The 23,709-nt window shown below is 69.7% G+C and carries 23 protein-coding genes; 14 read left to right on the forward strand and 9 right to left on the reverse strand.

Annotated elements, in window-relative coordinates; translation table 11 throughout:
* Positions 1-6: 6 nt before the first annotated feature.
* The 3 genes from CGU34_RS16310 to CGU34_RS16320 form a co-directional block, all read right to left on the reverse strand.
* Complete coding sequence (locus CGU34_RS16310) at positions 7-1,509, reverse strand: peptide MFS transporter (RefSeq protein WP_051513492.1); 1,503 nt, start codon at positions 1,507-1,509, stop codon at positions 7-9.
* Positions 1,510-1,578: 69 nt separating this feature from the next.
* A complete protein-coding gene (locus CGU34_RS16315; RefSeq protein ID WP_036298668.1) occupies positions 1,579-2,985 on the reverse strand; it encodes an MFS transporter in 1,407 nt (468 codons plus the stop codon).
* A 141-nt stretch (positions 2,986-3,126) separates the two neighbouring features.
* Positions 3,127-4,419, reverse strand: a complete 1,293-nt coding sequence (locus CGU34_RS16320; RefSeq protein ID WP_036298663.1) for a peptide synthetase — start codon at positions 4,417-4,419, stop codon at positions 3,127-3,129.
* 63 nt (positions 4,420-4,482) lie between these two features.
* Here CGU34_RS16320 and CGU34_RS16325 point away from each other — a divergent pair, with 63 nt between their 5' ends.
* Positions 4,483-5,268 (forward strand): alpha/beta fold hydrolase, encoded by a 786-nt coding sequence (locus tag CGU34_RS16325; RefSeq protein WP_036297275.1) that lies wholly within the window; start codon positions 4,483-4,485, stop codon positions 5,266-5,268.
* Between the two features lie 5 nt (positions 5,269-5,273).
* Positions 5,274-6,155, forward strand: a complete 882-nt coding sequence (locus tag CGU34_RS16330) for a hypothetical protein (protein ID WP_100814705.1) — start codon at positions 5,274-5,276, stop codon at positions 6,153-6,155.
* On the opposite strand, the gene CGU34_RS16335 is transcribed toward CGU34_RS16330, so the two are convergent.
* Positions 6,152-7,627, reverse strand: a complete 1,476-nt coding sequence (locus tag CGU34_RS16335; protein ID WP_100814706.1) for a dihydrolipoyl dehydrogenase family protein — start codon at positions 7,625-7,627, stop codon at positions 6,152-6,154. The genes CGU34_RS16330 and CGU34_RS16335 overlap by 4 nt on opposite strands.
* A 188-nt stretch (positions 7,628-7,815) precedes the next feature.
* Here CGU34_RS16335 and CGU34_RS16340 point away from each other — a divergent pair, with 188 nt between their 5' ends.
* Complete coding sequence (locus CGU34_RS16340) at positions 7,816-9,201, forward strand: glycine--tRNA ligase (protein ID WP_036297279.1); 1,386 nt, start codon at positions 7,816-7,818, stop codon at positions 9,199-9,201.
* A 399-nt stretch (positions 9,202-9,600) separates the two neighbouring features.
* Here CGU34_RS16340 and CGU34_RS16345 read toward each other — a convergent pair whose 3' ends face one another.
* From CGU34_RS16345 to CGU34_RS16355, 3 genes are all read right to left on the reverse strand, one after another.
* Positions 9,601-10,170: an HhH-GPD-type base excision DNA repair protein gene (locus CGU34_RS16345; RefSeq protein ID WP_100814707.1), complete on the reverse strand. Its 570-nt coding sequence runs from the start codon at positions 10,168-10,170 to the stop codon at positions 9,601-9,603.
* Positions 10,171-10,315: 145 nt separating this feature from the next.
* Complete coding sequence (locus CGU34_RS16350; protein ID WP_100814708.1) at positions 10,316-10,627, reverse strand: hypothetical protein; 312 nt, start codon at positions 10,625-10,627, stop codon at positions 10,316-10,318.
* 3 nt (positions 10,628-10,630) lie between these two features.
* Positions 10,631-12,007 (reverse strand): glutamyl-tRNA reductase, encoded by a 1,377-nt coding sequence (locus CGU34_RS16355; protein WP_100814709.1) that lies wholly within the window; start codon positions 12,005-12,007, stop codon positions 10,631-10,633.
* An 86-nt stretch (positions 12,008-12,093) separates the two neighbouring features.
* On the opposite strand from CGU34_RS16355, the gene hemE reads away from it, so the two are divergent.
* From hemE to CGU34_RS16410, 11 genes are all read left to right on the forward strand, one after another.
* Positions 12,094-13,134, forward strand: coding sequence for a uroporphyrinogen decarboxylase (gene hemE, locus CGU34_RS16360; RefSeq protein ID WP_100814710.1), 1,041 nt, complete (start codon positions 12,094-12,096; stop codon positions 13,132-13,134).
* Positions 13,131-14,711, forward strand: coding sequence for a protoporphyrinogen/coproporphyrinogen oxidase (locus CGU34_RS16365; RefSeq protein ID WP_100814711.1), 1,581 nt, complete (start codon positions 13,131-13,133; stop codon positions 14,709-14,711). The genes hemE and CGU34_RS16365 overlap by 4 nt, the downstream gene beginning before the upstream one ends.
* 93 nt (positions 14,712-14,804) lie before the next feature.
* Positions 14,805-15,185, forward strand: coding sequence for a hypothetical protein (locus tag CGU34_RS16370; protein ID WP_100814712.1), 381 nt, complete (start codon positions 14,805-14,807; stop codon positions 15,183-15,185).
* A 2-nt stretch (positions 15,186-15,187) separates the two neighbouring features.
* Positions 15,188-15,598, forward strand: a complete 411-nt coding sequence (locus tag CGU34_RS16375) for a phage holin family protein (protein WP_100814713.1) — start codon at positions 15,188-15,190, stop codon at positions 15,596-15,598.
* Positions 15,588-15,932 (forward strand): hypothetical protein, encoded by a 345-nt coding sequence (locus CGU34_RS16380; protein ID WP_332870630.1) that lies wholly within the window; start codon positions 15,588-15,590, stop codon positions 15,930-15,932. Before CGU34_RS16375 ends, CGU34_RS16380 begins: the two co-directional genes overlap by 11 nt.
* Before the next feature lie 61 nt (positions 15,933-15,993).
* Entirely contained in the window at positions 15,994-16,704 is a 711-nt protein-coding gene (gene hemQ, locus CGU34_RS16385) for a hydrogen peroxide-dependent heme synthase (protein ID WP_100814714.1), read from the forward strand.
* 25 nt (positions 16,705-16,729) lie between these two features.
* Complete coding sequence (gene hemC, locus CGU34_RS16390; RefSeq protein ID WP_100814715.1) at positions 16,730-17,779, forward strand: hydroxymethylbilane synthase; 1,050 nt, start codon at positions 16,730-16,732, stop codon at positions 17,777-17,779.
* Positions 17,776-18,582, forward strand: coding sequence for a uroporphyrinogen-III synthase (locus tag CGU34_RS16395; RefSeq protein ID WP_036297301.1), 807 nt, complete (start codon positions 17,776-17,778; stop codon positions 18,580-18,582). Before hemC ends, CGU34_RS16395 begins: the two co-directional genes overlap by 4 nt.
* A complete protein-coding gene (gene hemB / locus CGU34_RS16400) occupies positions 18,579-19,565 on the forward strand; it encodes a porphobilinogen synthase (protein WP_100814716.1) in 987 nt (328 codons plus the stop codon). Before CGU34_RS16395 ends, hemB begins: the two co-directional genes overlap by 4 nt.
* A 34-nt stretch (positions 19,566-19,599) precedes the next feature.
* Positions 19,600-20,931 carry a glutamate-1-semialdehyde 2,1-aminomutase gene (gene hemL / locus CGU34_RS16405; protein WP_100814717.1) on the forward strand — a complete coding sequence of 444 codons (1,332 nt, stop codon included), beginning with the start codon at positions 19,600-19,602 and terminating at the stop codon, positions 20,929-20,931.
* A gap of 82 nt (positions 20,932-21,013) precedes the next feature.
* Positions 21,014-21,427, forward strand: coding sequence for a hypothetical protein (locus CGU34_RS16410; RefSeq protein ID WP_100814718.1), 414 nt, complete (start codon positions 21,014-21,016; stop codon positions 21,425-21,427).
* A 36-nt stretch (positions 21,428-21,463) separates the two neighbouring features.
* Here the strand turns inward: CGU34_RS16410 and CGU34_RS16415 are convergent, their stop codons facing one another.
* A complete protein-coding gene (locus tag CGU34_RS16415) occupies positions 21,464-22,285 on the reverse strand; it encodes an ABC transporter permease (RefSeq protein ID WP_100814719.1) in 822 nt (273 codons plus the stop codon).
* Entirely contained in the window at positions 22,282-23,643 is a 1,362-nt protein-coding gene (locus tag CGU34_RS16420) for an ABC transporter ATP-binding protein (protein WP_100814720.1), read from the reverse strand. Before CGU34_RS16420 ends, CGU34_RS16415 begins: the two co-directional genes overlap by 4 nt.
* Positions 23,644-23,709 lie beyond the last annotated feature (66 nt).

Below are 23,709 nucleotides of genomic sequence, written 5' to 3' on the forward strand. Positions count from 1 at the left end.
GGCGGGTCAGCGCACGCCCTTCATCAGCTTCAGCACGGGCCGGACCGCCAGGACCATCCCGAGCCCGACCACGATGGCGATCGCACCCAGGATGGCGAAGTAGGGCGCCTCGTTGTTCACGTCGAAGAACTGCGTGAGCCATCCCGAGATCGCGGTACCGAGCGCGACCGACAGGAAGAACAGCGCCACCATCTGCGTGTGGAACATCTCGGGCGCGAGTTTCGTGCTGACCGAGAGCCCGATCGGCGAGAGCAGCAGCTCGGCGACGGTGAACACGAACAGGATGCCGACGATCGCGAGCAGCGGTGTGGAGTTCGCGCCCCCGCCCGAGAAGGGCAGGAAGAGCAGGAAGGCGACGCCCATGATCGCGACGCCGAGGGCGAACTTGACCGGAGTGGAGGGCTGGCGGCGTCCGAGCTTCAACCAGAGGGCCGAGAAGACGCCCGACAGGATGATGATGAAGACGGGGTTGATCGACTGGACCCACGAGACCGGCATCTCCCAACCGAACAGGTTGCGATTGAGCTTCTCGTCCGAGTAGATCGTCAGGATGGTGAACTGCTGCTGGTACAGCGACCAGAAAGCCACGCTCGTGATCCACAGGGGGATGAACCCCACGACCCGCGAACGCTCGGTGGCCGTGATGCGCTTGCTGGACATGATGACGACGAAGTAGGCGATCGTCGCGACGAGCGTCACGACGATGACGACGAGCGACAGGTTGTCGACCCGCACCACTCCGACCAGCACGGCGACGGCGACGAGGGCGATCCCGGCGAGTGCCGCGCCGATCACGAGCGCCCGACGCGCGCGGGGGAGGGGGTTCGGCACCCGTCGCGCCTCGTCGGGCAGCTGCTTACGGCCGAAGGAATACTGGATCAGGCCGAACGCCATGCCCACGGCCGCGAGACCGAAGCCCCAGTGGAAACCGAGGGTGGTCTGCAGCAGTCCGGTGAGCAGCGGACCGAGGAACGCGCCGAGGTTGATGCCGAGGTAGAAGAGCGAGAAGCCCGAATCCCGGCGGGGGTCGTCGGCCGCGTAGAGCGTGCCGACGACGGAGGTCGCGTTCGCCTTCAGCCCGCCCGACCCGACGGCGACCAGCACGAGGCCCACCGCGACACCGGTGACACCGGGCAGCAGGGCGAGCGCGATGTGCCCGGCCATGATGACGATTGCGCTGTAGAACAGCACGCGCTCCGAGCCGAGCAGGCGGTCCGCGATCCATGCGCCGAGGATCGTGGAGAGGTACACCGCGCCGCCATAGGCCCCGACGATCCCGGCGGCGATCGGCTGCGGGATGGCCAGGCCGCCCTCGGCGACCGAGTAGTACAGGTAGATCAGCAGGATTCCCTGCATGCCGTAGAAGCTGAAGCGCTCCCACATCTCGACGCCGAAGATGTGCGCGAGTTCCCAGGGCTGTCCGAAGAATCGGGTGTCGCGGCTGCCCGTCTGACGGGTGACGGATGCTTCGCCGGTCTGCGTCGACCCGGAGCCGTGTTCGTCGGTCATGGGCGCCAGATTAGTAGCCCTCGTCCCCGGCGGGTCGATCGCCGCGCTCGCTGGCGATGAGCGCGGAGGTCAGCGTCCGTCGGGGATGGACGCGTGGTCGACGGGCGGCCCGTGGCGGGGGATCAGGAGCGACAGCACGAGCGCGATCACCGCGGCGCCGCCGGCGAGCAGGAAACTCGTCTGGAACGCCGCGGCCGTGGGAACCGCGACGCCCTCGTACGGCTGGGACATCGCCGCGAGCACGGCGCCGAGCACCGCGGCCGCTGTGCTCGTTCCCACCGAACGGAAAAGGGCGTTCAGGCCGTTCGATGCGCCGGTCTCGTTCGCGGGCACGGCGCGCATGATCAGCATCGGCATCCCGGCGAATCCGAGTCCGATGCCCACCCCGACGAGAATGTTGGCGAACAGGATGTGCCAGACCTCGCTCGAGAAGAAATACACGAACGCGTAGGCGATGACGAGTGCGATGGCGCCACCGGTCAGCAGGGCGCGCGGCCCGATCGTCCGCTCCAGTCGCCCGGCGAGGGGCGAGATCAACATCATCACGAGACCCGCGGGCATGACCACGAGGGCGGCGCCGATCAGCGAGAGCCCCAGGCCGGCGCCCGATCCGACGGGCAGTTCGAGCAGCTGCGGAAAGATGATGTTCGATCCGAAGAGTGCGAAGCCCATGCCGATCGAGGCGAGGTTGGTCAACAAGACGGGGCGACGGGCGGCCACTCGCAGATCCAGGAGTGGCTCGGCGGCGCGCAGCTGGTACCAGCCCCACACGAGCAGCACGACGATACCGCCGAGCCCGCACCCGAGAGTCGGGGCACTCGTCCAGCCCCACTCGCTCCCCCGCGAGATGGCGAGCAGGATGCCGGTGAGGCCGACGGCGAGTCCGAGGGCCCCGATGTAGTCGAAGCGGCCGGGGGTGCGCAGCACGCTCACCGGAACGATCCAGACGACCAGCACCAACACGATCGCGCCGAGCGCGGCGGCGACCCAGAAGAGCACGTGCCAGTCGGTCCGCTCGGTCACGAGGGCGCTGAGCGGCAGCCCGAGTGCTCCGCCGACGCCCATGGTCGCGCTGATCAGGGCGACGGATGTGCCGAGCCGGTCGCGGTGGACGACATCGCGCAGGATCGAGATGCCGAGCGGCACGACTCCCGTCACGGCGCCCTGCAGCGCGCGCCCGATGATGACCCCGACGATGTTGCTTGACAGGCCCGCGATCACCGAGCCGAGGATCAGGCACGCCAGGAGCGCGATGATGATCCGCCGTTTGCCGTACATGTCGCCCAGGCGTCCGGCGATCGGGGTGATCACCGCCGCGGTCAGCAACGTCGCGGTGACGACCCACGCGGTGTCCTCGCGGGACGCGTCGAGCAACTCGGGGAGCTTGGCCTGGATGGGCACGACGAGCGTGTACATGAACGACGCGCAGAGCCCGGCGAGGGCCAGAACGGCGACGATGGCGCCCTGCGGGGGGATACGTGTCAGGCGATTTCTGTCGCCTGCTTCACGTGAACCCACCGACTCAGGCTATCGGCGGGTCGGCGGGGTGCGGGGCGCCAGTGCCCACTGAGAGGGATTGGGCGCGCGCATCGTGGTCACAGAACCGCGCCTGTGCGCTCATACAACGTCGCGCAGACCCGCTTCGATCATGTCGAGCCACCCGCCCACGTTCGCGCGCGCCTCGGGAGTATCGGGGTAGCGGCAGCGCAGATGCAGGCCGTCGTCGTTGACGATGAACCAGATCATGACGCCGTCCGTCTCGATGACGGCAGAGACGTACTGGATCCCCAGTGCCCCCTCGACGGGAGGCAGGCGCCGGGTGTCGAGCCAGGAGATCGCGAACATGCCGGGCCCCGCAGGCATACCGCCGTACGGCGCGAATATGGGTGCGAGCGGATACGAGCCGAGCGCGAGCGCGTCTTTGACGGCGGCGGCGGATGCGATGGGGTCGGTCGCGGCGAACTGGATGACGGAGTTGGTGATGAACCAGCCGACCGAGTCATGCCAGCGCGGCTCGTTTCGGCTGTGCACCGGAAAAACGGCGCGGAGCGGGGCGCCGCTCACGCGTGCCGTCGTCTCGGCGAGAACCGAGAGCGCAAGCGCGGTCATGCGGACGCCCCGGTCGGTTGCCCGTGCCTCGAAAACTCGGGTTTCTTCGGCGGAGAGGACGTCGCGCACCTCGACCACCTCGCGGCGCGGGCACGAGAGATCGCCGAGGGGAAGGGGGAAGGCGGGCATGGCGCCGTCCTCGATTGCCAGGATGTCGCTCCAGCGCTGTCGGACATCTGCCGGAGCCGGAGGCATCCGTTCGAGGACGTCGGAATGTTCGGCGAAGGATGCCGCGGGCACGGGTTCGGCGCCCGGATGGCCCGACAGGCGGGTCACCATGTCGCGCACGAGCACGAGCAGCGACCACATGTCGACGTGGGCGTGGTCCGAGCCGATCACCGCCGTGGGACGGGGGTCGAGCGGGTCGGGGGCGTCGGGAATCACGACGCACACCCGGTGCGAGGGTCGCTCGAACGGCGAACACGCGGCATCGAACACATCGCGCAGCGCATCGCGGGTGAGTTCGTCGTCGCCGACCGGATGCCGCAGCCACTCGCCGCCCTCGATGTCGACCTCGTGCAGCGCGAGCTCGCCCGCGTCGTTATACGAGAAGGCGCTTCGGAGGGTCCCGTGTCGGGCGATAACCGCCATCCACGCCGCCGCCACATCGTCGAGCGTTGCCCCGACCGGGAGGCGGAAGGCGACCGCCATCCACGAGCCCGGGCGGGTGCCCTCGCCGACGTGCCGACGCTGGTCGAACGAGATCGGCAGCCGCTTGCCGGGTCGCTCGCTCGCGCGCGTCGCGAAGCTCTGCAGGGTGCCCCGGGGCAGGGACATCTGGGCGACATTCGTCAGGCGCATGGCGCCGTAGTCTAGGGGGCGAATATCTCGCGCCTGTGACTCCCGCCTGCAACCGGAGGTTTCGTGCCCACACTCGACGTCGGGGGTGCCACGCTCGACTACGACATCACGGGCGACAGCGGCCCCCTCGTGGTTCAACTGCACGGTTTGACGTCGAGCCGCGTGCGTGACGCCCAGTTGGGGCTGGATCTCGGCCGCGCACTCCGCGACCACCGCGTGCTGAGGTATGACGCGCGCGGGCACGGCGGGTCGACGGGCAAGAAGAATCCGTCGAGCTACCGCTGGGATCGACTGGCGCGCGACCTGTTGACACTGCTCGATCACGTCGCGCCGGGCGAGAAGGTGCACGGAATCGGGCCCTCGATGGGCACGGGCACGCTGCTGCACGCCGCCGTGCGCAAACCCAAGCGGTTCGCGAGCCTGACGCTCGTGGTGCCGCCGACCGCGTGGGGCAGTCGCCGCGCCCAGGCCGCAACGTATCTGCAGAACGCCGACCTCGTCGAGCAGCACGGCATCAGCGCGTTCGTCGAGGCGGGCAGCACGGCGCCCGTCCCGCCGGCTCTTGCCGACATGCCCGAGACGCGGCCCTCGATCAGCGAGAAGCTGCTCCCGACGATCATGCGCGGGGCGGCCTCGACCGATCTGCCCGACCGGCGGGACATCGCGCGCATCGACGTGCCGACGCTGATCCTCGCGTGGACCGGTGATCGGACGCATCCGGTCAAGACGGCGAACAAGCTCCACGAGCTGATCCCCGAGAGCCGGATCGTCATCGCGCGGACGCCCTACGGGATCATGGCGTGGCCCGGTCTGTTCGCCGAGCACGTGGCGACCAACGGCTCGAAATGAGGGTTGTGCCCTCCCGCTCCCTGAGCGTGTCGAAGGGTGCTCGTCTGGGTGCTTTGCTCGTCGCCGTGCTGGCGACTGGGCTCGCGCTGACGGCCTGCGCTCCGTCCGATCCGCGGCCGGGGGCCCTGCCGCCGGGAGTCAGCGTCGAGCTGATTCAGCTGCGCTCGGATGTCATCGATCGCGCCGCCCAGGTCCGGTTGGTGAACGCGGGCGAGGACGATCTGGTGATCACGGGGCTCGAGATCGTCGACCCGCGGTTCGAGGCGCCCATCGTGCGCGACAAGCGCGCGCAGGTCGCTTCTGGGCGCACCCTCGACATCCGGATCGCCCTGCCGCCTGTCGTGTGCGACGCGGACGCTGAGGCCGATGCGGCGACGATCGAGCTGGAGTACGAGGTGAACGGACGGGCCTCGATCGCCGAGGCATCCATCCCCGACCCGCTTGCTTTCATCCCGCTGCTGCACCAGAAAGAGTGCCTGCGCGAGCGTCTCGCGGATGTCGCGGTGATGTCGTGGTCCGGATTCGAGCCGTCGGATGCCCCGGCCCCGGCGCACCTGACGCTCGAGATTGCCCCCTCGGGCGGTGGGGGCTCGGCGCTCGTCGAGACCGTCGAGACGACCCCGCTGCTCATGTTCGACGCGGCGGGCGCGGCGCCGTTCGTCGTGGACGCCGAGATCGGCGGTTCGGGCTCGCCCCAGCAGGTTCGAGTGCCCCTCGTGCCGCTGCGCTGCGATCCGCACGCCGTGATGGAAGACAAGCGCGGCACGATCTTCGATGTGACCGTCGAGGTGGGTGGCGTGGTCGGTGTTGTCGAGGTTGCGGCGCCGGCCGAGGTCAAGGGTGAGGTCCTCGCCTGGGTCGCCGACTGGTGTGGTTTCGGCGGTTAGGCCGTGTCGCGGCCGAGGGCCTCGAGCAGGCGCAGCCACACCTCGCTGAGCGTCGGGTACGAGGGCACCGCGTGCCACAGGCGCTCGATCGGAACCTCGCCCACGACCGCGATGGTCGCCGAATGCAGCAGATCTGCAACTCCCGCCCCGACGAAGGTCGCGCCCACCACCGTGCGGGTCGAGGGGTCGACGATCAGGCGCGCGCGACCCGTGTATCCCTGCGCGGTGACCGAGGCGCCGGCGATGTTGTGCAGGTCGTAGTCGACGACTTTCACCCCTCGGCCCTCGCGCTCGGCCTGAGCGGTGGTGATGCCGACCGCGGCGACCTCGGGCTCGGTGAAGACGACCTGTGGCACGGCGGCGTGATCCGCGGTGGCGACGTGGCGGCCCCAGGGGGCGTCGTCGACGGGTTTTCCCAGGGCACGGGCCGCGATGACGTCACCCGCGGCACGCGCTTGGTACTTGCCCTGGTGCGTCAGCAGCACCCGGCCATTGACGTCGCCCACCGCGTAGAGCCAGCCTGGCGCGTCGTCCTCGGCGCCGACGGGCGTCCCGTTCGCACCTAATACGCGCAGGGTGTCGTCGGTCGCCAGCGAGCGGCCGGCCTCCAGGCCGACCGAGTCGAGCCCGATGTCGTCTGTCCGAGGGCGTCGGCCCGTGGCGATCAGGATCTCGTCGGCCTGCAACTCCTCCGCGTCGGGCGAGTCGCCGAGCGAGATGGTGAGCGAGCCATCCGCCGTCCGTTCGATGCGCGTCGCGGAAGTCCCGGTGCGAACGTCGACGCCTTCTTCGCGCAGTGCGTCGAGCACGAGTTCGCCGGCAAAAGGTTCGTTCGCCGCGAGCAGCGCATCGCCGCGGACGAGCATGGTGACATGCGAGCCGAGGCTCGAGAACGCCGTGGCGAACTCGGAGGCGACGACCCCGCCCCCGACGATGACGAGGCGCTTCGGTACGGCCTGCACGGCCGCGGCTTCCCGGTTGGTCCAGGGCGACGCATCCGCGAGTCCCGGGATGTCGGGGATGACCGCGGACGTGCCCGTGCAGACCGCGACCGCGTGGCGTGCGAGGAGGATCTCGACCGAGCCATCCGGGGTCGTCACCTCGACGCGGCGGACACCGGCGATGCGCCCGTGTCCGCGGACGAGGGTAATGCCCGCGCTATCGAGCCAGGACACCTGGCCCGCGTCATCCCATCCCGACGTCGCCTTGTCGCGGAAGTGCAGCGCCGCCTCGGCGTCGAGGGGTGCGCCGAACGCCTCACGTGCACCCGGGACGCTCCGCGCCGCCCGCAACGCGGCACCCGGCCGCAGCAGAGCCTTCGTCGGCATACACGCCCAGTACGAGCACTCTCCCCCGACCAACTCGCCCTCGACGATTGCGGCGGTGAGCCCGCCCTGCACGGCTCGATCGGCGACGTTCTCGCCGACGGGCCCCGCACCGATCACCACGACATCGAACACGCGCTCGCTCATGCTCCGATGCTATTCCCGCCCGTCGACGTGTGGGCGGGCGAACCGGCGGCCTGACAGAGCGCCCCGGACTAAGATCGGGGAAGGATGCCGCGGCTCTGCCGCTCCAGTGATGACAGCCCCGCCGCGCCCGTGATCTCGCGCTTCGTGCGCCCACCTGCCCCGTCACCACCCCGACCATTGGAGCCACCATGGCCGAACAGTCCCGCCTCGATAAGGTCATCGCCCTCGCCCGCCACCGCGGGTTCGTCTTCCAGGCCGGTGAGATCTACGGCGGCTCGCGTTCGGCCTGGGACTACGGGCCCCTCGGAACCGAGCTCAAAGAGAACATCCGCCGCCAGTGGTGGCAGACGTTCGTGCGCGGCCGGGGCGACATGGTCGGGCTCGACTCGTCGATCATCCTGCCCAAGCGTGTGTGGGAGGCATCCGGTCACGTCGCGACGTTCACCGACCCGCTCGTGGAGTGCCTGCACTGCCACAAGCGCTTTCGCGCCGACAACCTGATCGAGGATTTCGAGGCCCGCAAGGGTCGTGCGGCCGAGAACGGGCTGGCGGATGTGCCGTGCCCGAACTGCGGCACGAAGGGTCAGTACACCGAGCCGAAGGCCTTCTCGGGCCTGATCAAGGCGTATCTGGGTGTTGTCGACGACGAATCGGGGCTGGCGTACCTGCGCCCGGAGACAGCGCAGGGCATCTTCGTGAACTTCACCAACGTGCTCACGGCATCGCGCAAGAAGCCGCCGTTCGGTATCGGGCAGGTCGGCAAGTCGTTCCGCAACGAGATCACGCCCGGCAACTTCATCTTCCGCACCCGCGAGTTCGAGCAGATGGAGATCGAGTTCTTCACGCCCCCGGCCGAGGCGCAGGAGTGGTTCGAGCACTGGGTCGAGGCGTGCTGGGACTGGTTCATCGATCTGGGCATCGACCCCGCCAACATGCGCCGCTATGACGTGCCCAAGGACGACCGGGCGCACTACTCCGCCGGCACGATCGATGTCGAGTACGCGTTCGGCTTCCCGGGCAAGCAATGGGGCGAGCTGATGGGCGTGGCCAACCGCACCGACTACGACCTCACGAGCCACAGCGAGGCATCCGGGCAGAGCCTGTCGTACTTCGACCAGGCGACGGGCGAGCGTTACACGCCTTACGTGATCGAGCCGTCGTTCGGCCTGACGCGCGCGATGATGGCGTTCCTCGTCGACTCCTACCGCGAAGAGCAGGTGCCGAACGCCAAGGGCGGAACCGACACCCGCACGGTGCTGGGCCTTGACCCGCGCCTCGCTCCGATCAAGGTCGCGGTTCTGCCGCTGTCGCGCAACGAGCAGCTCTCGCCCATCGCTCGCGAGCTCGCCGCCGACCTGCGGGGCGACTGGAACATCGACTTCGACGACGCCGGCGCGATCGGTCGCCGCTACCGCCGCCAGGACGAGATCGGCACGCCGTTCTGCATCACGGTCGACTTCGACTCGCTCGAAGACCGCGCCGTCACCGTGCGCGACCGCGACACGATGGCCCAGGAGCGCGTGCCGCTCGATGAGGTACACGCCTATCTCGCGGAGCGCCTGAAGGGCGCCTGAACCCGTGGCTCACCCGATGCGCCGTCCCGCCTCTTCGCCGAGCGCGCCGGTTGTTGTCGAGCCCGCCTGTTATCCGCGGTGAACAAGGGGCCCGCTCGGCACTAACCGGCAGCCTCGCGCCCCTGCGCAAGCCCTCTTCGCCGAGTGAACGACTTCGGCGCGAGTGCACGGCCTACGTGCGGTGCGCAAGTCGTGCACTCGCGCCCAAGTCGTGCGTTCGCGGGAACCCAATGACGAGCTGGGGGCCTCGGCGTCCGGGCCCCCATCCCTCGCCGAGACGGCCAGTTGTTGCCGAGGCTGCTGGTTGTTCGCGGTGAATAGGCCGCGGCCTCGGCGCTAACGGGCGGTCTCGGCGAGCAACGGGACGAGGTGCACCCCGCGTCCGGCGTCGGGCGCGCGTCAGGCCTTCTTCGCCGCGGCCTTCATCGCCTGCTTGTGCTCTCGCACTTTCAGCAGCGACTCGGGGCTGACGATGTCGGCGACGCTGCGGAACGAACCGTCCTCACCGTAGGGAGCGGATGCCTCGCGCCATCCGTCCCCCGTGTACCCGTACTGCTTGCCGAGCAGCGCGAGAAAGATCTTCGCCTTCTGCTCACCGAATCCGGGGAGCGCCCTGAGGCGCTTCAGGACCTCGCGCCCGTCGGGGGCATCGCGGGTCCAGAGGGCAGAGGCATCTCCGCCCCAGTCGTCCTCGATCGCGGTGCAGAGCGACTGCACCCGACCGGCCATCGACCCGGGGTATCGGTGCACGGCCGGAGTCTTCTTGAACTCCTCGGCGAGCTGGTCGGGGTCGTAGTGTGCCAGGGTCGCGGCGTCGACGGACCCGACCCGCTCCTGGATCTTGAGCGGCCCGGCGAAGGCCGTCTCCATCGCGACCTGCTGGTCCAGCAGCATCCCGATCAGCAGGGCCAGGGGATCATCGCTCAGAAGGCGGTCGGCGGCGGCGTCGCCCGTGATGTGCAGCGTCATGCGATCAGTTTCGCACCCCACATCGGCGTGCGAACGGCCCGATGCGGCGAAGTGGGGCAGATTGCGTGCTGTGGGGCAGGGGGGAACCTGCCCCACAGCGCCTAACCTGCCCCACTTGGGGCGAGTGCTGCGGCGGCCGAGGCAATCAGGCCGGAAGCCAGGCCTCGGCGAACGCCTCGGGGCTCAGGATTTCCAGGTCGGCGGCGATGGCCCGCATCGTCTTCTCGAAATCGACGACCGAGGACTCCCGGATGCGTCGAGCCTCACCGCCGTCTGCGATCCGGACGATGACGATGTCGCTCAACGCCGGAGCGTCACCGACATCGACCAACCCGGCGACCAGGGTGCCGACCCACCGCACACCGCGCGCCACGGGGCTGAGCTGCCGGTCTTCACCTGTGACCCGGTAGACATCGCGCGCCAGCGACCCGGGCGCCCCGGGCGGGGTGTCGGTCACGGGTCAGGCGGCGCCGTCGGCGACGGCAGCGGAGTCTCGCAGCGCTGCAGCATCCTGCGCCGTGGAATCCTGCGCGCCGACGTCGATGCCGAATAGGGTGCCGAGAGCCGCGACGTAATCGTCCGCGCGTCCTCGGGCCGCGAGGTCCTGGGCGCGGGTCGTGGGCACGTGCAGCAGCCGGCCGACCAGGTGGCGCATCGCCTGTTCGGTACGACCGTCTTCGTCTCCGCGTGCCCGCACGCGCGCGATCTCGTCTTCCAGCACCGCGAACGCGTGTTCGCGCAGCGCCACGACAGCGGGCGCGAGGCTCTGGCGGCGTCCTGCGAGCGCGAACTTCTGGGCGGCATCCCGCACGATCTCGCGTGCCTCGGCGGTCGCCTGTAGCTCTTCGAGCGGGGCGTGCAGCCGCACGGTCTCAAGGTCGAGCAGGTCGACGCCCGGGACGGTCACGACATCGGGGTCGACGTTGCGCGGAAGCCCGAGATCGATCACGAGGCGTCGCGCGCCTGCCGCGTGGGGCACGGGGCACTCCGCAGCTCCGGCCGGGGTGATGCGACGCAGCTCGCCCGAGAGTTCTGCGCGCCCGCGCTGCAGCAGCGCCGCATCGAGGACGTGGTGGTCCACGCTCGTGCAGGTGATGACGAGGTCGGCGGATGCCGCGGCGCGCGCATAGCCCGCGTCGTCGATGGATGCGATGCCGTGTTTGGCGGCGAAGACCTGTGCGCGACCGGAAGGGGAGAAGACCGTGATGCGCTCGGCGCCGTGGTCGCGGAGCGCGGCCAGGGTGGCAGCGGCGTACGCTCCGGTGCCGACGAGGAGGACATCGAGCTCGGTCCAGTCCGCAACGCGGCTGTCGGCCAGCTCGAGCGAGAGGCGGACGAGCGAGCGACCGGCCCGACCGATCGCGGTGGCGTTCTTCACGCCGCGCTGTGCCTCGCTCGCGCGCTGGAAAAGACGCTCGAGCTCACCCGAGGTGGTGCCCTGGCGGCGCGCGTCGGTCAGCGCTCGGCGCACCTGACCCGCGATCTCGCCCTCACCGACGACGACCGATTCGAGCCCCGACGCAACGGCGAAAAGGTGCTCTGCGACATCCGGACCCGTGACCACGCGGTACGAACCCTCGAACTCGGAAGCGCTGACGCCCGTGGCTGCCTCGGCGGCGAGCAGAACGGCTTCTACGCCGACGGGACCGGCCGCGGTGACGGGCTCGTCCATGTCGACGTACGCCTCGAAGCGGTTGCACGTCGCCAGCACGACGGCTCCGCGGACGCACGAGTCGTGCTCCGCGATGAGGGGAGCGATATCGGTCGTGTGTACGCTGAGCCGCTCGAGTAGATCGAATGCGGCGGTCTTGTGACTCGCCGAGATACACAGCAGCACCTATCCAGCTTACCTTCCGTGTGCACCCCCACTGCCCGCGCGCCCGGAGTTCGCCCGAACCCCGGGGTGCGGGGGAGGATGGAGCCATGCAACTTTCCGACGCCCCGCTGCTGCGCGCCCTCCGGGGCGACCGACCCGACCGCGCGCCGGTCTGGTTCATGCGTCAGGCGGGACGGTCGCTGCCGGAGTACCGCGAACTGCGCGTCGGAACACGGATGCTGGATGCGTGCCTTGACCCCGAACTGGCCTCTGAGATCACCCTCCAGCCGGTCCGGCGCCACCACGTCGACGCCGCGATCTTCTTCAGCGACATCGTTGTACCCCTGCGTCTCGCTGGTGTGGAGGTCGAGATCGAACCGGGTCGCGGCCCGGTCTTCGCGAACCCGGTGCGAAGCGCCGCGGATGTCGCCCGCCTGACGGCGATCGATCCGGCCGAGGTGGCCGAGGCATCCGGATCCGTCATCGAAGCCATCGGACGGGTCACGGAAGAGCTGGGTTCGACGCCGCTGATCGGTTTCGCGGGCGCGCCCTTCACGCTGGCCGCGTACCTCGTCGAGGGCGGCCCGTCGAAGGAGCACCTGCGGGCGCGCGCCATGATGCACGCGGACCCCGCCTCGTGGCACGCACTCGCCGACTGGCTCGGCCGGGTCGCCGGGGTGTTCCTCGACGTGCAGGTCCGCGCCGGAGCATCCGCCGTCCAGCTCTTCGACTCGTGGGCGGGTTCGCTCTCGCGTGCCGACTACCGCGCGTTCGCCGCTCCCCACTCGCGCACGGCCGTGTCCGCCGTCGCCGGCCGCGTTCCGATCATCCACTTCGGCGTCGGCACCGGCCCGATCCTCGACGACATGCGCCTCGACGGCCTGGCCGACGCGGTCGGCGTCGACTGGCGCACGACCCTCGACGACGCCGCTCGCGTGCTCAGCCCCGACGTCACCGTGCAGGGCAACATCGACCCGGCGCTGCTGCAGGCGCCGTGGCCCGTGCTCGAGGCCCATGTCCGCGACGTGCTCGAGCGTGGACGCGCGGCTCGCGCCCACGTCCTCAACCTGGGCCATGGCGTCACCCCCGACACCGACCCCGATGTGCTCACCCGCATCGTGCGCCTCGTCCACGAGGAGAACGTGTGAGCCCAGACTCTTCGGCGCCGTTCTCGGCCGAACTGATCGAACGGGCCCGCGATACGCGGGTCGTCGTCATCGGCGGCGGGATCGCGGGCCTCGTCGCGGCCTGGGAGTGCGCGCGGATCGGGATGGATGTCACGGTCCTCGAGGCGTCGTCGCGCGTCGGTGGGGCGATTCGCACGGCGGACGTCGGCGGGCTGACGCTCGATGTGGGGGCGGAGAGCTACGCCACGCGCGGCGGGCACGTGCGTCGTCTGATCGACGAGCTGGGTCTCGGGTCTGAGGTCGTCGCGCCGAGCGGCGGTCGTGCGTGGCTGGGCGGGATTCCCGGTGTGCCGGGTGGCGCCGCACCCCTCCCGGCGGGCGGAGTGCTCGGCATCCCGGCGAACCCGTTCGACCCGGACGTTCGCCGCATCATCGGCTGGAGCGGCGCCTGGCGGGCATATCTGGATCGTCTGCGCCCGGTCCTGACGATCGGCCACACCCACAGCCTCGGTGCCCTGGTGTCGACGCGGATGGGATCGCGTGTGCTCGACCGACTCGTCGCCCCGGTCGTGCAGGGCGTGTACTCGGCCCGCCCGGCCGATATCGACGTTGATCTCGCGGCGCCCGGCCTGAATGCCGCGCTCACCCGCACGGGATCGCTGAGCGGTGCTGTTTCGGTCCTCAGCGCCGAGCGTGCGACCAAGGCGCCCGGGGGAGCGGTCGAGGGAATCCGCGGAGGGATGCAGCGCATTGTCGATGCCCTGCTCGCCCGCCTCGATGAGCTGGGTGTGACCGTACGGACGGACACGCCCGCTGCGGCGCTGACGCGGACCCCGGACGGGTGGCAGGTCGAGATCGAGGGCACCCTCGGCGGCGGAACGGACACCCTGGCGCCGGAAACGGGCACCCTCGGCGACGAAACGGGCACCCTCGCGGCGGACGCCGTGATCGTCGCGACGGAGGAACGGATGGCGCGGGCCCTGTTGCGTCCGTCCGTTCCGGACCTCGACGCCCCGGCGAATGACGCATCGGACGACACCGGCCTCGACGCATCGGCAGACCCGGGCGTCGCGCCCGAGATCGAGGTCGTCTCGCTCGTTCTCGACACATCGGCGCTGGACGCAGCGCCCCGCGGCTCGGGCGTACTCACCGTGCCCGGTTCGTACACCGCCAAGGCCCTTACCCACGCGACCGCGAAGTGGGCCTGGCTCGCCGAAGCCGCCCGGGCGCTCGCACCGCACCGCCACGTGGTCCGCGTGTCGTTCGGCAGCCAGGGTGAACCCGCCGCGACCGCCGGGCTGACGGACGATGAGACCGCCGCGCTTGCGCTGACCGAGGCATCCGCTCTTCTCGGCGTTCCGCTGGACTCGAGTCAGCTGGTCGGCGCGCACCGCGAGCGCTATACGCAGAGCCAGCCGGCGTCGGTCATCGGTCGTGAGGCGCAGACAGCGGCGGCCCGCCAGCACATCGCCGCGGTGCCGGGGCTCGGGGTCGTCGGCGCGTGGGTTTCGGGAACGGGGCTGGCGCAGGTCGTCCCCGACGCGCTGACCGAGAGCGAACGCGTGCGCACCGCCCTTTTGTGGGACCGACGGCCATGATGTCAACCCGGATGCCGAAATTGGCATACGGGACTAACCTAAAGACTCGGACCGAAGATCTAAACGACGTAGCACGAGTGTGAGGAGATCCCTATGAAGGGCAAAGTGGGACTCGTGATCGGCTTGGCGGCGGGGTACGTCCTCGGAACCCGCGCGGGACGTGAGCGGTACGAACAGATCAAGGAACAAGCCCTCAAGGTGTGGAACCTCGACCCCGTGCAGAAGCAGGTCGACCGCGCCAAGGACTTCACGACTTCCACCGCGATGGCGATCCCCGGCGCAGTGTGGAACGGCGCCGTCAAGGTGACCCGCGCGGTGCAGGGCAAGGACGCCACGCCGGGTCAGCGACTCGACGCGGCGATCAAGGCCGGCAAGGACGGCTCGGAAGACGTGGCCAAGGCCGCCGAGCGGTCCGTCTCGAACATCGAGAAGAAGATCGACGACGCGTCCACCGACGGCGCCAAAAAGAGCTGATCGTGGCATCCCCCCGAGGTATGCGAGACCGCGCCGACGACTCTCTGTTGACGCTCGTCGGTGACGTTCCCGAACTCGTCCGCAACCTGGTCATCGCCGAGGTCGACCAGGCGAAGTCGTGGCTTGCCAAGACTGCCAAGGACTACGGGATCGGCGCGGGATGGCTCGTCGTCGCCCTCGCCGTTCTGTTCTGGACGATTCCCGTCTTCGGCACCGCGGCCATCGCGGGGCTGGCGACGGTGTGGCCGGTGTGGCTGTCGGCGCTGGTGATCGGTGCGGGCCTGCTCGTCGTGGTCGCGATTCTGGTGCTGCTCGGCATCGCCCGATTCAAGCGAGCTTCACGGCGCCAGAGTCCCATCGGCGCCGTGAAAGAGGATTTCGACATCGTCCGGGAGGTACGCGATGAGTTCTGACCCCACAGGTTCGGACATGGCGCGCCAGCCTCGTCCCCATAGCTCGCCGCGTCCCGACAGCCTTCTCGTGCCGATGCCGCGGACCCTCGTGCCGCAGCTCGGCGACCCCGTCGCCCAGGCGCGGGCCGAGCTGAAGGCTGCGCTCGCGGCAATCGAGGAGAAGGCGAACCTCCCCAAGCGCGCGGCGCGCGTGACGGACAAGGCTGTGCACCGCGCACGAGCTTTCGCGAAAACCCGCCCCCTGCAGGCGGCCGCCGTCGCTGTCGGCGTGGCCGCGGTCGTCGGGCTGGCCGTTTGGGAGGGCGTGCGCCTGTATACGGCGCCGCGACGCTGATCGGTACAGGGCTGATCGGCCAGGTTTGGCCGATCCGAAGCGCTGGGTGAGACTGGGGAGTATGACCGTGAGTCACGCGCACTCGTCCACGCCCGCCGACGACACAGCAACCGAGCATCCCTCGGGCTTTACGCTGTGGGCTGTCTGGCGACGCGATCCCGATCGGCCCGTCGTCGCGGTCGACGAGACCGAGCTCGAAGACATCGTCGCGCTCATCGAAGAGGGCGGCGTTACGGTGCGCGGCTTCTACGACGTGAGCGGGATGCGTGCCGACGCCGACCTGATGGTCTGGCTGCACGGCGACAACGCGGAAGATCTGCAGCGGGATCTGCGGCGCCTCCGACGCACGGAGCTGCTCCGCAACCTCCTTCCGAGCTGGAACGCGATGGGTGTCCACCGTGACGCGGAGTTCAATCGCGCGCACGTGCCCGGATTCCTGCGTGGTATCGAGCCGAAGGGCTGGCTCTGCCTGTACCCGTTCGTCCGGAGCTACGAGTGGTACCTGCTGCCCGAGGCCGACCGGCGGCGGATGCTGGCCGAGCACGGCCGCCAGGGTGCGGCGTTCACCGGAGTGCTGGCGAACACCGTCGCGTCGTTCGCGCTCGGTGATTACGAATGGCTGCTGCCGCTCGAGGCGGACGATGTCGTTGAGCTCGTGGACCTGATGCGTGACCTCCGCTCGACCGAGGCGCGCATGCACGTTCGTGAAGAGGTGCCCTTCTACACGGGTCGTCGCTTGCTGCTCAGCGAGGTGCCCGAGGTTCTGCAGTGACGCGTTCTGCAGTGACGGCTTCAGCGTGACCGCCGGAACGCTCAGACTGGGGACCCGGCGCAGCGCCCTCGCTCTTGCGCAGTCCGGACATGTCGCCGAAGCGATCACCGCGGCGACCGGGGTGCCGGTCGAACTCGTGCCGATCGTTTCCGAGGGAGATGTCACGCGTGCCCCGCTGGCGCAGCTCGGCGGCACGGGCGTCTTCGCGACGCGACTGCGTGAGGCGCTCCTCGCCGGTGAGTGCGATCTGCTCGTCCATTCGCTGAAAGACCTTCCGACAGCCGAGGCGCCGGGTCTGCGGATCGCGGCGACACCGCGCCGCGCCGACCCGCGCGACGTCTCGGTCACCCGTGGCACCCTGCTCGCTGACTTCGGCACGGGAGAGAACGTCGCGGCGACGATCGGTACCGGCTCCCCCCGCCGTCAGGCGCAGTTGCGCCGCCGGGCGCCGCGCGTGCGCGTCGCGGAGCTTCGCGGAAACGTGGATTCGCGCCTTGCTCGCGTGCGCGACGAAGAGCTCGACGGCGTCGTGCTGGCCGCAGCCGGGCTGACGCGACTCGGACTCATCGCGTCGGACAGCGGCGAGGCCGTGTGGGGCAGCGGCTCGGCCGAAGGCCTCCTGCTCGAGCCTCTCGGGCTGGCGGAATGGCCGACGGCAGCGGGGCAGGGCGCCCTGGCGATCGAGGTGCGAGCGGATGCTTCGCCAGACATCCTCGCGGCCATCGCTCCGCTCGAAGACCCCGCCACACGGTTCGCGGTGACGATCGAGCGCTCGATCCTGGCGGGCATCGAGGCGGGGTGCCACGCTCCGGTCGGTGTTCACGCGAGCGTCACCGACGAGAACGTGCGTGTACGTGCCGTCGTGTACGCGGTCGACGGTTCGCACAGGGTCGGGCTCGATCACGCTGAGCCCCTGGCTAAGGGGTATATTCGAAAAACGGGCGGCGGCGATGGCGCGAACGCCGCCGACAGCGCGGACCCGACCGTGCGAGCAGCGCTGATCGGGTCTGCGATCGCACGTCGACTCCTTGATGGTGGGGCAGCCGACTTGGTGTCACGAGAGTTTTCCACATGAATTCAGCAGCCGAGCGTCCCGCGAAAGCGGTGAAGCCCCTCACCGGGTGGCGCGTCCTCGTCCCTCGCGGGGGACCCTGGGGCGATGGTGTCGCCGCGAGCTTGCGATCGCAGGGGGCGACTCCCGTCGTGGCGCCACTGATCAACTTCGCTCCGACCAGCGACCAGGCATCCCTCGATGCGGCTCTCGAAGATCTGATCGCGGGCCAGTTCGACTGGCTCACGGTCACCAGTGCCACCACCGTCGACGTCCTGTACGCCCACCGCGTGAGCATCCCCGTGACGACGCGTGTCGCTGCCGTCGGCGAGACGACTGCAGCCGCCCTGCAGGCCGTGGGTTATCGGGTCGACCTCGTTCCGACGCAGGACAACTCGGCCGCGGGGATGGCCGACCAGCTGATCGCCCTCGAGCCGGAACCGCGGCGCATCCTGACGCTCCGCAGCGAGATCGCGAAGCCCGTGCTGACTCGCCGTCTGAGCGAGGCGGGGCACCACGTCCGCAGCGTCGTGGCGTATCGGACGATCGGTGTTCCCGTGACCGAGCGCATCGCGCACGATGTCGCCAATGGCCGCATCAACGCGATTCTCGTGACGAGTGGATCGGTGGCCGAGCAGGTCCACCTGCAGTTTCCGGAGATCCCCGCGGGCACCGTCATCGCCGCGATCGGTCCGCGCACGGCGAAGGACGCGCGTCGCGCGGGGCTCGACGTCGACGTCGTGGCGGAACAGCAGACCGTCTCCGCCCTGATCGACGCGGTCTCGCGGCTCGCCCTGCCGCACGCCGCCGACGAGTTCTCGCCGTGAGCTTTCCCGAACGTCGTCCCCGCCGCACCCGCCAGTCGCCCGCGATGCGACGCCTCGTCCGCGAGACGCACCTCGCCCCGGAGCAACTGATCCTGCCGGTCTTCGTGCGCGAAGGCATCGATGAGCCCCGGGCGATCGAGTCCATGCCGGGGGTCGTCCAGCACAACCTCGATTCGTTGCGCGCGGCCACGGTCGGCGCGGCCTCGGCGGGTATCGGCGGCATCATGCTGTTCGGGGTTCCCGAGACCCGCGATGCGGTGGGCTCGGGCGCCGACGATGACAACGGCATCCTCAACGTCGCCACACGCGCCGTTGTGGAAGAGGTGGGCGACGCGATCGTTGTGCAGACCGACCTCTGCCTCGACGAGTTCACCGACCACGGTCACTGCGGTGTGCTCGACGCCCAGGGTGGCGTCGACAACGATGCCACGCTCGAACGCTACGTCTCCATGGCGCTGGCGCAGGCGCGTGCGGGCTCAGAGATGCTGGGTCTGTCGGGCATGATGGACGGCCAGGTCGCGGCCGTCCGCGCCGGACTGGACGCGGCGGGATTCTCGGACACGACGCTGCTCGCCTACGCCGCGAAGTATGCGGGCTCGTTCTACGGCCCGTTCCGCGAGGCCGTGGACTCGCAGCTGAAGGGCGACCGCCGCACCTACCAGCTGGACCCCGGCAATGCGCGCGAGGGCGTGCGCGAGGCGATCATCGATGTCGAAGAGGGCGCCGACATCGTGATGGTCAAGCCCGCGCTGCCCTACCTCGACGTGCTCGCTTCGGTTCGCGCCGCGGTGGATGTTCCCGTCTGGGCCTACCAGGTCTCGGGCGAGTACGCCATGATCGCGGCGGCGGCAGCCAACGGGTGGATCGACGGCCGCGGCGCAACGATGGAGGCGCTGCTCGCAATCCGGCGCGCCGGCGCGGGAGCGATCCTGACCTACGCTGCCATCGAAGCTGCCGGTTGGCTGCGCGACGACATCATATGAGCGCGGACCTGACGTGAACGGCGAGAATTGAATCATGGATGATCGCAATGCCCGTCTGTTCGACCGCGCCCGCTCGGTGATTCCCGGCGGCGTCAACTCGCCGGTTCGGGCCTACGGTTCGGTGGGCGGAGCGCCGCGATTCATGGCATCGGCGCGCGGGGCCTACATCACCGACGCGACCGGTCGCGAGTACGTCGATCTCGTCGCGTCGTGGGGCCCGGCGCTGCTCGGCCACGCCGCTCCCGAGGTTGTGGAGGCGGTGCGGGATGCCGCGGGCCGCGGCCTCTCGTTCGGTGCGCCGACCGAGGCCGAGGTCGAGCTGGCAGAGCTCATCGCGGCGCGCGTGAGTGTCGGCGAGCACCGCCCGGTGGAGCGCGTGCGTCTGGTCTCGACGGGCACCGAGGCGACGATGACGGCCATCCGTCTCGCCCGCGGAGCCACCGGCCGCGATCTGCTGGTCAAGTTCGCCGGGCACTACCACGGTCATTCCGACGGGCTGCTGGCATCCGCCGGATCGGGCCTCGCAACCCTGGGTCTGCCGGGCTCGGCGGGCGTCCCGGCCCCGATCGCCGCGCAGACGCTCGTCATTCCGTACAACGACCTCGACGCCGTGCGTGAGGTCTTCGCGGTACACGGCGACCGCATCGCCGCCGTCATCGTCGAGGCCGCGGCCGCCAACATGGGCGTCGTCGCGCCTCTGCCCGGTTACAACGCCGAGCTCAGCACCATCGTTCACGCCCATGGCGCGCTCGTCATCATCGACGAGGTGCTGACCGGGTTCCGCGTCCACCCCGCCGGATACTGGGGTCTGCAGCAGGACGCGGGCGAGACCTATACGCCCGATCTCTTCACCTTCGGCAAGGTCGTCGGCGGCGGTATGCCGCTCGCCGCTCTCGGGGGTCGCGCCGATGTCATGCAGATGCTCGCCCCCACCGGTCCGGTGTATCAGGCGGGCACTCTGTCGGGTAACCCGCTGTCGGTCGCGGCGGGGCTCGCGACGCTGCGCGCAGCGACGCCCGAGGTCTACGCGCGGGTGGATGCCGCGGCATCCGTCGTCGCCGATGCGCTGACCGCTGCCCTGAGCGACGCGGGCGTCGCGCACTCCGTCCCACGCGCCGGGAGTCTGTTCGGTGTCGCGTTCACCCCGCTGGCACCCCACGACGACGACACGGTGCACGCTCAGGATGCCTGGCGATACCCGGACTTCTTCCACGCCATGCTCGACGCCGGTGTGGCCCTGCCGCCCAGCGTCTACGAGGCCTGGTTCCTCACCGCTGCGCATGATGACGCGGCCCTCGGGCGCATTGTGGACGCGCTGCCCACGGCCGCCCGCGCCGCCGCGATCGCCGTCGCCCCGGCCCGCTGACCGCATCCGGCGCGCCGTGATCGTTGCTGCACTGTGAGCAAAGCGACCGTCGAGCGGTCGCTCCCGCTGACAGACTAGAGACATGGTGACGCTGCTCCTCGACTCGGAACGACTCGAGGTCGTGCTGTCTCCCGTCGAGCGGGCCGTGGGATTCCGGCGGGGGAATATTCAGGTCCTTCGCGAACAGATCGCCAAGGTCATGCTCACCGACGACGCGTGGATCTGGCTGCGGGGTGTTCCGAGCCCCGCCGCGACGGTGCCGAGTGTCATGGCAATCGGTACGTGGAAGACCGGCTCGGGACGGGACTTCGCCGTCATCCGGGGTCGGCGGCCCAGTGTCGTCATCGACCTCGAGGGTCATGAGGACTACGAGCGCCTGCTCGTCACGACGCGCCACGGCCTCGAGCTCGTCCGAGCTCTTCGCCTCGATGGTGACCAGGACAAGGGCGACGTAACGGGCCCCGACACGGAGCCCGACGCCGAATCCGACGGCTGAAACTCAGGCGTCGCGAGGCGTCGCGTCGGACGTGCGTCAGGTGACGTCGCGCGTCCAGCTGGCGATGTGCCCGATCAGCAGCAGGAGGAGCGCGTAGGCGAGCAAGACGATGCCGCCGTGCCACCACTCCAGGCCTTCGCTCGCGCCGGCGCCCATCACGTTGTAGATGCTGGCCCCGATCAGGGCGTCACTCGCCGCGCCGGGCAGAAAACGGGTGACCTCGGCGAGCCAGTCGACGAACCCTCCCGCCAACCTCAGGATCGGCTCCACGAACTGCGTGAACGCGAGGACGACGACGATCGCGACGACCTGGTTGCGTACCAGCGTGCCGACGCCGATGCCGACGAGTGTCCACAGCATGAGCGCGAGCAGGGTGCGGGCGAATAGTGCCCAGGTGTCGCCCGAGCCCAGTTCGGTCTCCAGCCCGAAGCCGGCCAGAACCCCCGCTGCCGGGAGAGCGGCAGAGACCACCGAGATCAGGCCGTACATGGCCCCGATGATGACGCCCGCCGTGAGCTTCGCCCACAGCACCATGCCGCGCTTCGGGGTGGCGAGCAGGGTCGGCGTGAGCGTCTGGTGGCGGAACTCCGTCGTCACCATGAGCGTGCCGATGAGGAGCGGGAAGACGTATCCGATCGATCCGCCGATGCTGTACAGCACAGGAGCCAGGCCGTCGGCGGAAAGGGTCGGCGTGCCGGCGCCGCCGGTCAGGTCCCCGGATGCCGACGCCGCGAACACGAAGGCCAGGCCGGCGGCCGTGCTGCCGACGTAGAGGACGAGGACGATGGCGAGGATCCACCATCCGACGGTCGAGAAGACCTTTGTTGTCTCGGAGCGGGTTGCGGCGACAAGGCTCATGATCGCTCCTCGTTGTCGTCATTCTCGCGGGGTTCGTCGTGCGCGGCTGTGTCTTCGTGCGCGGCTGTGTCGTCGTGCGTGGCGGTGTGGGGGCGTCCGTCACTCCGGTCCGGATCGTCATCGTCGGATGCTCGGGGCACGACCTCGATGACGCCCGTCGCGGCGACGGCGAACGACGACACCGGGGCGAAGGTCGGCAGGGCCTGGTCCTGGTCCTCGTCCTCGTCCTCATCCGAGTCAGCGGTTGTCGGCGCCACGTCGGCGGGCTCCTCGTCCGAGGTTTCGGTCGCTACGGCTTCGCTAGCAGCTACGGGCTCGTCGGGGACGGATTCGTCGGGTGTCGCTTCTTCGGCGACCACTTCGGGCGCCGCTTCTTCCGCGACCTCGTCTGGGGCGCCCGGCTCCGCGAGCAGGGGAGCGGCTGCAGCAGCGGATGTGTGCGATGCCGCGGCGCTCGGGTGCACGCGAGATCCGTTCACCAGCTCCAGGAAGACCTCTTCGAGCGAGGGCCCCTTCTTCTGGAGCCCCGAGAGGGCGACGCCTGCGGCAAGGGCGATGGCGCCGATGTCGGCGGGATCGCCGCCACGGACCGAAACCCCGGTCCGCAGGTTCTCGAAGGCGATGCCGGCGCCGGTGAGAGCCTCAGCCAGGGCCTGGCGGTCGGGCGAGTCCACCACGACGGCCTGTTCGGCGGGCTCGGCGAGGTCTTCGACGGACCCCTGGAAGACGAGGGATCCGTTCGAGATGATCAGCAGCCGGTCCGCGGTCTGCTGCACCTCGGTGAGCAGGTGCGACGACACCAGCACGGTGCGCCCCTGGCGGGCGAGTTCGCGGAGCAGTCCGCGCATCCAGATGATCCCCTCGGGATCCAGGCCGTTTGTCGGCTCGTCCAGCACGAGCACTCCGGGATCGCCGAGCAGCGCAAATGCGAGCCCCAACCGTTGACGCATCCCGAGCGAGTATCCGCCGACGCGTCGACCCGCGACATCCGCGAGACCGACGGTCGTGAGCACCTCGTCGACGCGCGTGCGCGGCAGTCGCGCGGCCTGCGCGTAGACCTTCAGGTGGTTGGCGGCGGAGCGCCCCGGGTGGAAGCTGGCCGCCTCGAGGGCGGCGCCGACGGAGCGCAACGGTGAGGACAGGTCGGCGTAGGCCGTACCGCCGATTGTCGCGCGACCGCTCGTCGCACGGACGAGCCCGAGCAGGATGCGCAGCGTTGTGGTCTTTCCGGCGCCGTTGGGACCGAGGAATCCGGTCACGACCCCCGGTTCGACGCGCGCCGAAAAGTCCTGGACAGCCGCAACCGCACCGAATTGTTTTGTGACTCCGGTGAACTCCAGAACCTCGCCTTGGGGCATGCCGTACCTCTCTCTCGGACGCCGTACCCCTCATCTTGACCGATTTCCGGGCGTGAGACGGGATCC

It is taken from the genome of Microbacterium lacus (assembly GCF_002812805.1).
GTDB lineage: Bacteria > Actinomycetota > Actinomycetes > Actinomycetales > Microbacteriaceae > Microbacterium > Microbacterium lacus_A.